A 12,325-nucleotide genomic window follows, 5' to 3' on the forward strand; every position below is an offset into this window, starting at 1 on the left:
TTTTTGGCACGCTGTTGAGTTCTCAAGGAACGGACGCTTCCTTTGTACTCACCCTCTCGGGCTTTCCTCCGGGCGCTTCCCTTCGGTCTTGCGTTGCAAACTCTATCAGTGATTTTCCGTCTCCCTGACCACCGGCCCCCGGACATGGGGAACGGATCCCGAGATAGGATCTGACAAGTTTGGGTGCTGCCGGGCAAGGACGCGTTGCCGCATCGCTCAGCCCCAAGCAGGTCTACGACTGTACCTCCGGCCCCCGAGTGGGTGCAAATCCGTTGGAGAGGTGGTCTAGACCTCTACTCGGGAGCTATCGTGCGGAACCGGCAGTTCATCTGACATACGCTGCTGAACAGTGCGCCGTCCGATACAGGGAGTGACGGCCCATTTGGATCTCCACCCCTGGGAGGCTTCCCATGACCACCGTGACGTCCCCTCTTGCAGGTCGCGCCATCGGGCTCGCCGCAGTGCCGGACCCCGTCTTCTCCGGAGCCATGGTCGGCCCCGGCACGGCCATCGACCCCGTGCGTGAGCCCTCCGAGGCGGTGTCGCCCGTGGACGGAGTCATCGTCTCGCTCCACCCGCACGCCTTCGTCGTGGTGGACGGTGAGGGCCACGGCGTCCTCACCCACCTCGGCATCGACACCGTGCAGCTCAACGGCGAGGGCTTCGACCTGCTCGTCAACAAGGGCGACACCGTGACCCGCGGCCAGTCCGTGATCCGCTGGAACCCCGCCGCCGTCGAGGCCGCCGGCAAGTCCCCGGTGTGCCCGGTCGTGGCACTGGAGGCGACGGCCGAGTCCCTCTCCGAGCTCCGCGAGGACGGCGACGTGAAGGCCGGCGACAGCCTCTTCGGCTGGCAGTGACGGCAGTGCCGTCCCCGGGCGGCGACAGGACAACCACCGCGGCGGCGGGGCTCGCCGCACTATCGGAGACGGGTGAGATGGAGACAATGCTGCGAGGCGTCGGCGTGAGCCACGGTGTGGCGATCGGCGAGGTTCGGCACATGGGAACGGCGGTCCTCGAACCGCCTGCCAAGCAGATTCCCGCGGAGGACGCGGAGCGCGAACAGGGGCGCGCCCGCAAGGCCGTGGAAGCTGTGGCGGCCGATCTGACGGCACGCGGCAACCTGGCCGGCGGCGAGGCGCAGGCGGTGCTCGAGGCGCAGGCCATGATGGCCCAGGACCCCGAGCTGATGGCGGACGTGGAACGGCGTATCGCCGTCGGCAGCACCGCTGAGCGCGGCGTCTACGACGCGTTCGCCTCCTACCGTGCGCTGCTCGCCGGTGCCGGTGAGTACCTCGCCGGGCGGGTGGCCGACCTGGACGACGTACGGAACCGTATCGTCGCCCGGCTGCTCGGGGTGCCCATGCCGGGTGTCCCGGACAGCGACGAGCCGTACGTCCTCATCGCGCGTGACCTCGCGCCGGCGGACACCGCGCTGCTCGACCCGACGCTCGTCCTCGGTTTCGTCACCGAGGAGGGCGGTCCCACCAGCCACAGCGCGATCCTGGCGCGGGCGCTCGGTGTGCCGGCCGTGGTGGCCCTTCCCGGTGCGGGCGAGCTCGCCGAGGGCACGGTCGTCGCCGTGGACGGCAGCACCGGTGAGATCTTCGTGGAGCCGAGCGCCGAGAAGAAGGCGCAGCTGGAGGCCGCGGCGGCCGAGCGCAGGGCGGCGCTGTCCGCGTCGACGGGCCCCGGCGCCACCTCCGACGGGCACAAGGTGCCGCTGCTCGCGAACGTCGGCGGTCCCGCTGACGTGCCGGCCGCGGTCGAGGCGGGTGCCGAGGGCGTCGGCCTGTTCCGTACCGAGTTCCTCTTCCTGGACGACAGCGAGAACGCGCCGTCCGAGGAGAAGCAGGTGGAGGCCTACCGCCAGGTGCTGGAGGCGTTCCCCGAGGGCCGTGTGGTCGTGCGGGTGCTCGACGCCGGCGCGGACAAGCCGCTCGACTTCCTGACCCCGGCGGACGAGCCCAACCCCGCGCTGGGTGTGCGGGGACTGCGCTCGCTGCTCGACCACCCCGACGTGCTGCGCACCCAGCTGACCGCGCTCGCCAAGGCTTCCGAGGGTCTGCCGGTCCATCTCGAGGTCATGGCGCCGATGGTGGCGGACCGCATCGACGCGAAGGCGTTCGCCGACGCGTGCCGCGAGGCCGGGCTGCGGGCCAAGTTCGGCGCGATGGTCGAGATCCCGTCGGCCGCGCTGCGGGCGCGCTCGATCCTGCAGGAGGTCGAGTTCCTGTCGCTCGGGACCAACGACCTCGCGCAGTACACCTTCGCGGCCGACCGGCAGGTGGGTGCGGTGTCCCGGCTGCAGGACCCGTGGCAGCCCGCGCTGCTGGACCTGGTGGCGCTGTCCGCCGAGGCGGCCAGGGCCGAGGGCAAGAGCTGCGGTGTCTGCGGCGAGGCCGCGTCGGACCCGCTGCTGGCCTGTGTGCTGACGGGTCTCGGGGTGACCTCCCTGTCGATGGGGGCGGCGTCCATTCCCTATGTGCGGTCGACGCTGGCGAAGTACACGCTCGCGCAGTGCGAGCGGGCGGCCGCCGCCGCCCGGGCCGCGGACACCGCCGAGGAGGCGCGGAACGCGGCTCAGGCGGTGCTGTCGGGCGAGTAGGGCCGCATTCCGAGTGATCGGCTGTGCGCGAGGGGCGCTCCACCTGCGGGTGGGGCGCCCCTCGCGCGTTCAGTGCCTGTGCCCCCTGCCGGGTTCCTCCTCCCCCAGGTCGGGTGGTACGCAGTAGTCGACGCCGGACTCCGGGGAGACGAGGTCTCCGGAGTCGATGTCGGTGCAGTAGGCGTCGAAGACCTCGGCGGCCGTCAGCGGTACCAGTCCTTCGCCGCGCAGGCGCCAGCCGTAGATCCGGTCGGTGGTGCCGGGAGCGCTGGTGCGCATGACGAGTCCGCCCGGGGCCTGGGTGGCGATGCCGAGGGCCAGGACCGTGGCGAACTCCAGGGCCTCGCTCTCGTCCAGGCCGGCGGCGTCCTCGGTGGCCTCGGCGTGGAGGACGGCCATGAGCGACTCCGGCGTGGTGGAGACGCTGCACACCAGGTGGCGCTCGCCGGGGCCCGCGGTGTCGAGGATGCGGGTGAGCAGGTGGGTGGCCCGGGCGAAGGCGGCCTGTCCGATGTCCTCGCCGCAGGACGCGCAGTCGCCGATGCCGGCCAGGACGGTGGTCGCGTACTCCCAGGTCGCCTGTCGTACGGCCTCGTCGACGAGGTCCGGGACCAGGTCGGCGAGGGGCTGGCCCTCGTACGGGAGGGCGGGGCCCGTCGCGGCGAGCTCGGCTGTGAAGCGGGTGCGGCTGGCCGGGGCGTCGGGGTCGAGGCCGGTGTCGGAGCAGAACGCGGCGTACTCCTCCGGGTCGAAGAGGGCGACGGTGGTGTGGCCGCCCTGGGCGGCGAGTGTCCTGAGCAGGGCTTCGACCTGCTGGAGGTAGGTCCGGTGGTCGTCGAAGGTGAAGGTGCGGTAGCGCCGCATCGCGGCGAAGTCCTCTTCGTCGGTGAGCAGGCCGATGGTGCCGGCGATCTCGCGGCGCAGCACGCGTCGCATGGTCTGGTGTCGGGTGTGCGGCATGGTTCCCCCTGTGCACGGTCGATCAATGCTCACTCACAGTAATCGGGGGCACTGACAACGGCTGCTCTCGGAGCCGGTCGCGGACCAGGCGGTGCTGGAATCCGCAGGTCAGGGCGATGACCGCGCCGAAGACGGTCCATCCGGCGGGGCCGGTGGCGATGGCCGCGGTCACGGCGAGTGGCCCGAGGCTGCGCTGGACGGACTGGGCGAGCCCGTGGACGCCGAGGTAGCTGCCCTGTGCGGTGTCGGGGGCGAGGGCGACGGACAGGTCCCAGGAGACGGTCGCGTGCATCATCTCGGCGACGGTGAAGGCGACGGCCGCGGCGGTGAGAGTCAGGGTCGCGGTCACGGTTCCGCCGGTGCTGGAGAGGGCCATCAGGACGCCGCCGAGGGCGAAGACGGCGGAGAGCGGGAGGAGCAGGGCGCGGGCGGCCGCGGTGGTGGCGCCGAATCGGGCCAGGGGGACCTGGAGGGCCACGACCATGACGTTGTTGAGGACCATGAGCAGGGGTGCGAGGCCGTGCGGTGCGTCGCTGCCGTGGGCGATCCACAGGGGCAGGCCGACCTTGAACACCGCGTCGTCGAGGAAGAGGACGGTTTCGGTGGCGACGTAGGCCAGGTAGGTGCGGTCCCGCCAGGGGCCGGTCGTCCTCGCCGTCGTCGGGACGGGTTTTCCGGAGGCGGCGACGGTGCGCGACGGGGACGGCGGCTCGCCGCAGCGGCGGGTGAGGAGTGCGACGACGGCGAAGGAGAGGGCGTCGCCCACGAGGAGCCACCGGTAGGCCGCCGTGGTGCCGACGGCGAGGGCCGCCGCCGCGACCAGGCCGCCCACGGCCCAGCCCGCGTTGGCGACCGTGCGGTTCACGGCCTGGTAGCGGACGCGGTCGGGGCCCGCCACGCGTGCCGCGTAGAGCTTGGTGAGGACGTTGGCGGCCCGGTCGCCGAGGCTGCCGGCCGCCGAGAACACCAGCAGGAGCACGTAGTCGTCGGTGGTCAGCAGGGCGAGGGAGGCGGCGGCGCGCAGGAGTTGCAGGGCGATCAGGACATGGGTGAGCGGCAGGCGGTCGGCGATGCGGCCACCGAGCGGTGCGCCGGCGATGCCGATGGCTCCGGAGACGGCGACGAGGGTGCCGACCTCGGCGACGGAGAGGCCGGTGACATAGGTGAAGTACAGGACGGAGACGGAGGCCCACAGGCCGCTGCCGATCCGGTCGACGAGCGCGATCCAGAGCATTCTCCGGCCGTCGGGGCCTCCCGGTATGCGTGTCGCCCATCCGGCCGCGCGGCGTGTCGGACTCACTGCTCCCCCTTGCTTCCAGTTATGTATTGATACATACTTGGTAACGTGGCAACACAATATGGGATCGCTGGTACGACAGCCAAGGGAATTGCCGCGTCCGTCGAACGCGGCGTGGCCGAAGGAGCGTTGAACCCCGGGGACGCCCTGCCGCCGGTGCGGCGTCTCGCCGACGGACTCGGGGTGAGCCCGGGGACGGTCGCGACGGCCTATCAGGAGCTGCGCCGACGCGGAATCGTGGTGACACGCGGGCGCGGCGGGACCGTCGTCGCCGCCGCGCCCACGGTCGCCTCGCGGCGGCCGCCCAAGGTGCCGCCCGGCGTGCGCGATCTGGCCGGCGGGCATCCGGACCCCGCGTTCCTGCCCCGGCTGGTGCCGCCGTCGCGACTCTCCCCCGGGGCGCGGTCGCACCGTGGCACGCCCCGGCTGGCGCAGCTGGAGCAGGCGGTCCGCGCGTGGCTGGCTCCGGACGGCGTGCCCACCGAGGGCGTGACCTTCGCGCACGGCGCGCTGGACCTGATCGGGCGGCTGCTGTCCGTGGAGCTGCGGCCGGGCGACGCCGTCGCGATGGAGGACCCCGGCTACCACCACCTGCTGGACCTGGTCACGGCGCTGGACCTGCGTACGGTGCCGGTGGCGGTGGACGACCAGGGGATCCGCCCCGACGCGTTGCGCGCCGCGGTGCGGGCGGGTGTGCGCGCGGTGGTGTGCAGTCCACGGGCGCAGAACCCGTGCGGCGGCTGCTTCTCCGTGGCGCGCCGTGACGCGCTGGTCGCGGTGCTGCGGGAGCGGCCCGAGGTGCTGGTCGTGGAGAACGACCACGCGTCCGCGGTGGCGGGCGCCCCGCTGCACACGCTGACGTCCGGCGGTCTGGCGCGCTGGGTGCACGTGCGGACGGTGAGCAAGTTCCTGGGGACGGACCTGCGGTGGGCCGCGGCGGCCTGCGATCCGACGACCCTGGCCCGGCACGACGGCCGGCTGCTGCTGACCTCGGGCTGGGTCAGCCATCTGCTGCAGGAGACCGTCCACGGCCTGCTGGCGGACGAGGCCACGCGCGCGTCGGTGACGCGTGCCGGGGAGAGTTACGCGCAGCGCCGGAGCGCGCTCGTCGGCGAGCTCGCCCGGCACGGCGTCGAGGCCCGCGGAGTGAGCGGGATGAACGTGTGGGTGCCCGTGCGGGACGAGTCCGCCGTCGTCAACGGGCTGCGCTCGCACGGCTGGTGGGTCGCGGCGGGGGCGCGGTTCCGGCTGGCGTCCGGGCCGGGTGTGCGGATCTCGGTCGCGGATCTGGAGCCGGCCGACGCGCTGCGGCTGGCCTCGGACTTCGCCGCCGTGCTCGGCGAGTCCGAGGCCACCTACGGGGGTTGATCAGGAGCGCTTGCGGGCCAGGTCCTCGTAGAAGCGCAGGAGTTCGACGTCGTCCACGGACCCGACGTTGACGGCCTTCTCCAGGGAGGCGCCCTGGAGGAGGCGCTTGACCGGGACCTCGATGCGCTTGCCCGTGAGGGTGTGCGGGACGCCGGGGACCTCGATCACCTCGTCGGGCACGTGCCGTGGCGAGAGCTGCTCGCGGATCGTGCGCCTGATGCGGTCCAGCAGGGCGTCGTCGAGCACGGCGCCGGGCGCGAGGTGCACGAAGAGCGGCATCCAGTAGCCGCCGTCGGGCTGTTCGACGCCGATGACGAGCGATTCCTTGATCTCCGGGAGCCGTTCGACGGCCTCGTAGATGTCGGCGGACCCCATGCGCACGCCCTGCCGGTTCAGCGTGGAGTCGGAGCGGCCGTGGATGACGACGGAGCCGCGCGAGGTGACGGTGATCCAGTCGCCGTGGCGCCACACTCCGGGATACGTGTCGAAGTAGCTGCCGTGGTAGCGGCTGCCGTCGGGGTCGTTCCAGAAGCGGACGGGCATCGACGGCATGGGGTTGGTGACCACGAGCTCGCCGACCTCGTCGATCACGGGCTTGCCGGCCGGGTCCCAGGACTGGAGGTCCGTGCCGAGGCCCGGCGCCTGGAGTTCGCCGATGTGGACCGGGAGGGTGGGCACGGCGCCCGCGAAGCACGAGCACACGTCCGTGCCGCCGCTGACCGAGGCGATCCACAGGTCGTCGCGGACCTCGTCGTGCAGCCAGCGGAACCCGTCGGGAGGCAGCGGCGAGCCCGTGGTGGCCACGCACTGGACGCGCGAGAGGTCGAAGTCCCGGGAGGGGTGGACGCCCGCCTTGCGGCACGCCATGACGTAGGCCGCCGAGGTGCCGTAGAGGGTGGCTCCCGTGCGCTCGGCGATACGCCACTGGGCTCCTGTGTCCGGGTACCCGGGGCTGCCGTCGTACAGGACGATCGTGGTGCCCGTGAGCAGGCCGGAGACGAGGAAGTTCCACATCATCCAGCCGGTGGACGTGTACCAGAAGAAGCGGTCCTCCGGTCCCAGGTCGCAGTGCAGGCCGAGCTGTTTGAGGTGCTCGACGAGGATGCCGCCCTGGGACTGGACGATCGCCTTCGGCAGGCCGGTCGTGCCCGAGGAGTACAGGACCCACAGCGGGTGGTCGAAGGGGACCTGCTCGAAGACGGGCTCCACGTCGGCGGCGGTCAGCGCCGACCACTCCAGGGTGCCCTCGGGGGCCTCGGTGCCCAGCAGCGGGATGTGCACGACGGCGCGCAGGGTGGGCAGTTCGCGGCGCAGCTCGGCGACGGTGTCGCGGCGGTCGTGCTCCTTGCCGCCGTAGCGGTAGCCGTCGACGGTGAACAGGACGACCGGCTCGACCTGCTGGAAGCGGTCCAGGACGCTGCGGGCGCCGAAGTCCGGGGCGCACGAGGTCCACACGCCGCCCACGGCGGCCGTGGCGAGCAGCGCCACCACGGCCTGCGGGATGTTCGGGAGGTAGCCGCTGATCCGGTCCCCGGGGCGCACCCCGAGGGAGCGCAGCTCGGCCGTCAGGGAAGCGACCTGGCGGCGTAGCTCCGCCCAGGTCACGGGGCTCGGCTCGTGGGTCTCGTCGACGTACAGCAGGGCGGGCTCGTCCGCGCGGGTCCCCGCCGCGCGCAGGGCGTGCTCGGCGTAGTTCAGGGTGGCCCCGGGGAACCACTCGGCGCCGGGCATCGAGCGGTCGCCGAGCACGCGCGTGCAGGGGGTGGAGAACCGTACGTCGAACCACTCGGTGACGGCTTTCCAGAACGTGTCCAGCTCGTCGACGGACCAGCGGTGCAGCGCCGCGTAGCCGCCCGAGGCCGGGGCTCCGTGGTGTTCGGCCGCCCAGGACTGGAACCTGGTGACCTGTGCCCGGTCGATCCGTTCCCGGTCGGGCTGCCAGAGCGGCGAGGCGTTCGCTGAGGACATGGGGCGGCTCCCGGACTGTGCGCGTCGTGTGCGTCGGTCGCGCACGGGCAGGGGTGTGCGCGTCACGCGGCTGACACGGACGATGCCATGTGATCGACTTCCGCACCAGGGTGCGCCGCACATAGTCGGTGTCGTGAAGATGTGCCCACACCACGGGTGAACGGCAGTTGAACGGCCCTCCTCCGGGGCCTCGTGAATGGCAGGCTGAACAGCATGGACGGTCGTGACCTGGTGCGTTCGGTGATATCGGTCGGCTCGGGGGGTGCCACTCAAGGGTTGCGCACCGTGCGGGCCGCGTGGCGCAGGAGGCGTACGGACGCCGCGGGTCTGCCGCGGCGGGGGGCCGAGCGGGCGCGGGTGCCCGGTCCTGTGCTCGGCGTCGAGCCGGGCCCCGGGGGCGGCGTCATCAAGTTCACGCGCTCGGAGCTCCAGGTCAGCGTGGCGGCGAACGGGTCGCTGTTCTGGGGCTGGGACGGGGCCGGGCCCCTGCCGTCGCACGCCCTGTCGGGCGGCTGCCCCGAACCGGACCCCCGGGCCGTGCTGGAGCCCGACAAGGACGGGGGGTGGCGGATCGTGGCCGAGCGCCTCACCGTCGCCGTGTCGCGGCACGGGGCGATCGAGGTGCGTACGCCAGGCGGGGTGACGCTGCGCCGTGATCTGCCGCCCCGCTGGTGGGAGTCGGCCGAGGGGGGCGCGGCGCGCTGGATGCAGCGCTCTGAGGTGGCGGCGGACGCGCGGTTCTTCGGCCTGGGCGGGCGCGCCGCCGGGGCGCGGCTGCGCGACGGCACCTACCGGCTGTGGAACACGGATCCTGGGCGCGCCCTCGTGCCGGGCGAGGACCCGCTGCACATCACCATGCCGGTGCAGCTGGTGGTGTCCGACGCGGGCACCCATCTCGTGTTCCACGACAACCCGTGGGATGGCGCGGTGACGCTCGGGGAGGGCGAGGAGGGCGCCGGTTCCGGGCACGACCGGCTCGGCACGTGCCGGCTCCGGATGGAGGGCGGGCCGCTGCGCTGCTGGGTCCTGGTGGGCACCCCCGCGCGCGTGCTGCACGCCTGGTCCGCGCTCACCGGGGCGCCCGCGCTGCCGCCGGCCTGGGCGCTCGGGCACCACCACGGGCGGTCGGACTTCGGCGGCGAGCAGGAGGTGCGGCGGATCGTCGGGGGCTACCAGGAGCGCGACCTGCCGCTCGGGGCGGTCCACCTCGATGTCGACCACCACGAGGCGCGCCGGGTGTTCACGGTGGACCGGGAGCGGTTCCCCAAGCTGCCGGTGCTCGCCGACGAACTGCGGCGCGACGGGATCCGGCTGGTCTCGGTCGTGGACCCGGCGGTCGCCGCGGCGCCGGGCGTCGCCGTCCACGACAGCGGGGCGGCCGAGGACGTCTTCCTGCGCGACGGCGGCGGGAAGCCGGTCGAGGCACCGGCCCGGCCCGGCCGGTCCGTGTTCCCGGACTTCACAGACCCGCGGGTGCGGCGGTGGTGGGGACGGCTCTACGAGGAGCGGCTGGCGCAGGGGTTCGCCGGGTTCCGGCACGACATGAACGAGCCGACGTCGTTCGCGGCGTTCGGGGAGAACACCCTGCCGCGTTCGGCCCGGCACTTCCTGGAGGGCACCGGCGGGGACCATCGCGAGGCGCACAACGTGTACGCGCTGGGCATGGCGCGGGCCGGGTACGAGGGGCTGCGCGAACTGGCGCCCGGGGAGCGGCCGTTCGTGCTCTCGCGTTCCGGATGGGCCGGGATGCAGCGCTACGGTGGTGCCTGGTCGGGCGGTGTGGCGACGGGCTGGCCGGGGCTGCGGGCGTCGCTGTCGCTGGTGATGGGCCTCGGGCTCAGCGGGGTGCCCTACTCGGGAGCCGACGTGGGCGGGTCCGACGGACGCCCGTCACCGGAGCTGTACCTGCGGTGGTTCCAACTGGGCGCCTACCTCCCGCTGTTCCGTACGCACGCCGGGCCCCGGGCGGGCCGCCGGGAGCCCTGGGAGTTCGGTGACGACGTGCTGGCCCACGCGCGTGTGGCGCTCGCCGAACGGCGCCGCCTGCTGCCGTACTTCATGACACTGGCGCACCTCGCCCGCCGTACGGGGGCGCCCTACGTGCGTCCTCTGTGGTGGGGTGCGGCCGAGGACCGGGCGCTGCGCGACTGCGAGGACGCCTTCCTGCTCGGTGACTGTCTGCTGGTGGCTCCGGTGCTCGGTCCGGGGGCGGACCGGCGTGCGGTGCGGCTGCCGCGCGGGCGCTGGTACGACACCGCGACGGGAAGGGCGTACGAGGGGCCCGCCCAGGTGCTGGTCGACGCCCCCCTGTCACGGATTCCGGTGCTCGCGCGCGCGGGTGCCGTGGTGCCCGTGCGGGGCGACGACGGGGTTCTGGAGCTGGAGGTGTGGGCGCCCGCGCGGGGCCGCACCGGGGGCGGGCTGGTGGTGGCCGACGCCGGGGACGGGTGGGACGAGCCGGAGATCGAGCGCTATGTGACGCGCTGGGAGGGGCGGCGGCTGGTGGTCGAGCGGGAGTCCGACGGCGGCCCGGGCGAGCCGCTCCACCGGGTGCGGCTGCGCGGGCTCGGGGCCGGCTGAGCGGCGGCGGGGCCGCGGACGTATGGCATGCCCCGGGCTCGGCGGCCCGGGGCGTCGCTCAGATGTAGCGGCCGTCGAACCAGGCCCGGACGGCCAGCGTGTGCAGGGGGAAGGCGAGTTCGGTCGGCCTGCGCAGCAGGTGCCAGCCCTCCGTCTCGTCCGTGGCGGCGGACTCGGGGAGTCCGGCGGCGGGGCGTTCGGGGAGGAGCCCGAAGAGCAGCAGGTGCCCGTCGGGAGAGCTCATCGCGTCGATGAGCCGCACTTCGCGGCTCGCCGCCTCGATGCCCGTCTCCTCCTGGAGTTCCCGCACGACGGCGTGCCGCCAGTCCTCACGGTGGTCGACGAAGCCGCCGGGCAGGGCGATGCCTCCGCGCGCGGGGGCGATCGTCCGGGTGATGACCACCAGGGCGGCGCCCTGGGTGTCGTAGACGGGCTGCAGGGCCACCGCGACGGGAAGTGGGTTGCGGTAGGCGACCGTGGCGCACGCGGCGCAGGTGCGGGGCCAGCCGGAGACGCCCTCCCCGTAGGGCGCTCCGCAGCTCGAACAGTGGGAGTCCGGCGCGGGGCCGGCCGTCGGCGGGTGGTGGGTTACGGACACGCGCGGACTGTATCCGATCAAGTCGGGAGCCCCGTCGGGGAGGTGTCCGGAGCGCCTTCGGACTCTCGGCTCAGTGGGACGGGTTCAGCGACTTCCGGGACACCGGGAAGTCGAAGTAGGTGTCCGGGTAGGGCTCCGGCTTGTACGTGTAGTGCCACCACTCCTCGGCCAGGTTGACGAAACCGAGGCCTTCGAGGGTGCTCTTCAGAAGCAGCCTGTTGGCGCGCTGTTCGCCCTGGACGCGCGGGTCCAGGGTGTGCGCGAGGGTGTCGAAGCAGTCGTAACCCGTGCCCATGTCCACGGAGTTGTCGGGGAAGCGCTCCTTCTGGGGCGCGTAGCAGGGCAGAAGGGGCTGCCCGGGGACGTGAGGGCGCGTCGGGCGGGCCGGCAGCCGGACGATGGTGAGGTCGGTGGTGGAGCCGCGGCTGTGCCCGGACTTCTCGGCGATGTAACCGTCCTCGAACAGGCGGGTCTTGTCGACCCGCGGATAGAACTCCGCCTTCATCCGCTGGTCGTCGAGGTCCTCGGCCCAGCGCACGAAATGGTCCACCGCTCGCTGCGGGCGGTAGCAGTCGTAGACCTTGAGGCTGTAGCCGCGCCGCAGCAGCTTCGTCTGCGCCTTGTGCAGTGCCTCGGCGGCGGGCCGGGTCAGGATGCAGAGCGGCTGACGGTATCCGTCGACGCGCTCGCCCACGAAGTTGTGCGGCGTGAAGTACCGCATGTCTTGGAGGATCGTAGGGTCGACGGACCTGAGGGCCACGAAGTCCTCGGGCGCCCTCGGTCCCGGTTCGGCGCGGGCGGTGGCGGAGGCGGCGGTCACGGACAGCAGGGCCGCGAGTGTGGTCACCAGGCCCCGCAGCGCGGTGGAGAGTCGTGTCATGACCCTTGCGTCTATCAGGCCGGGGTTCCGTCTGGGAAGGGATCGCATACGGTCCGCGCGCCTCGG

At 72.9% G+C, this 12,325-nt stretch carries 9 protein-coding genes; 4 read left to right on the forward strand and 5 right to left on the reverse strand.

Annotated elements, in window-relative coordinates:
* Positions 1-410 precede the first annotated feature (410 nt).
* Entirely contained in the window at positions 411-860 is a 450-nt protein-coding gene (locus ACFYQQ_RS36395) for a PTS glucose transporter subunit IIA (protein WP_355790503.1), read from the forward strand.
* 77 nt (positions 861-937) lie between these two features.
* Positions 938-2,608 (forward strand): phosphoenolpyruvate--protein phosphotransferase, encoded by a 1,671-nt coding sequence (gene ptsP / locus ACFYQQ_RS36400; RefSeq protein WP_355790505.1) that lies wholly within the window; start codon positions 938-940, stop codon positions 2,606-2,608.
* A gap of 69 nt (positions 2,609-2,677) precedes the next feature.
* On the opposite strand, the gene ACFYQQ_RS36405 is transcribed toward ptsP, so the two are convergent.
* Positions 2,678-3,568: a hypothetical protein gene (locus tag ACFYQQ_RS36405; RefSeq protein WP_355790508.1), complete on the reverse strand. Its 891-nt coding sequence runs from the start codon at positions 3,566-3,568 to the stop codon at positions 2,678-2,680.
* Positions 3,569-3,590: 22 nt separating this feature from the next.
* The gene (locus ACFYQQ_RS36410) at positions 3,591-4,802 is read right to left on the reverse strand and encodes an MFS transporter (RefSeq protein WP_388906822.1); all 1,212 of its coding nucleotides are present in this window, start codon (positions 4,800-4,802) and stop codon (positions 3,591-3,593) included.
* Between the two features lie 111 nt (positions 4,803-4,913).
* Between ACFYQQ_RS36410 and ACFYQQ_RS36415 the strand changes: the two genes are divergently transcribed.
* Positions 4,914-6,233: an aminotransferase class I/II-fold pyridoxal phosphate-dependent enzyme gene (locus ACFYQQ_RS36415; protein ID WP_355784824.1), complete on the forward strand. Its 1,320-nt coding sequence runs from the start codon at positions 4,914-4,916 to the stop codon at positions 6,231-6,233.
* Here the strand turns inward: ACFYQQ_RS36415 and ACFYQQ_RS36420 are convergent, their stop codons facing one another.
* Positions 6,234-8,201 (reverse strand): acetoacetate--CoA ligase, encoded by a 1,968-nt coding sequence (locus ACFYQQ_RS36420; protein WP_356242264.1) that lies wholly within the window; start codon positions 8,199-8,201, stop codon positions 6,234-6,236.
* Between the two features lie 213 nt (positions 8,202-8,414).
* Between ACFYQQ_RS36420 and ACFYQQ_RS36425 the strand changes: the two genes are divergently transcribed.
* Positions 8,415-10,781, forward strand: a complete 2,367-nt coding sequence (locus ACFYQQ_RS36425; protein WP_388906827.1) for a glycoside hydrolase family 31 protein — start codon at positions 8,415-8,417, stop codon at positions 10,779-10,781.
* 58 nt (positions 10,782-10,839) lie between these two features.
* Here ACFYQQ_RS36425 and ACFYQQ_RS36430 read toward each other — a convergent pair whose 3' ends face one another.
* Both ACFYQQ_RS36430 and ACFYQQ_RS36435 read right to left on the reverse strand, forming a co-directional pair.
* Positions 10,840-11,379: an NUDIX domain-containing protein gene (locus ACFYQQ_RS36430; protein WP_356166371.1), complete on the reverse strand. Its 540-nt coding sequence runs from the start codon at positions 11,377-11,379 to the stop codon at positions 10,840-10,842.
* A 70-nt stretch (positions 11,380-11,449) separates the two neighbouring features.
* Positions 11,450-12,259 carry a M15 family metallopeptidase gene (locus ACFYQQ_RS36435; RefSeq protein WP_388906830.1) on the reverse strand — a complete coding sequence of 270 codons (810 nt, stop codon included), beginning with the start codon at positions 12,257-12,259 and terminating at the stop codon, positions 11,450-11,452.
* Between the last annotated feature and the right edge of the window lie 66 nt (positions 12,260-12,325).

Origin of the sequence: Streptomyces sp. NPDC005496 (assembly GCF_042872045.1) — a bacterium.
In the GTDB taxonomy this organism is placed as follows: domain Bacteria; phylum Actinomycetota; class Actinomycetes; order Streptomycetales; family Streptomycetaceae; genus Streptomyces.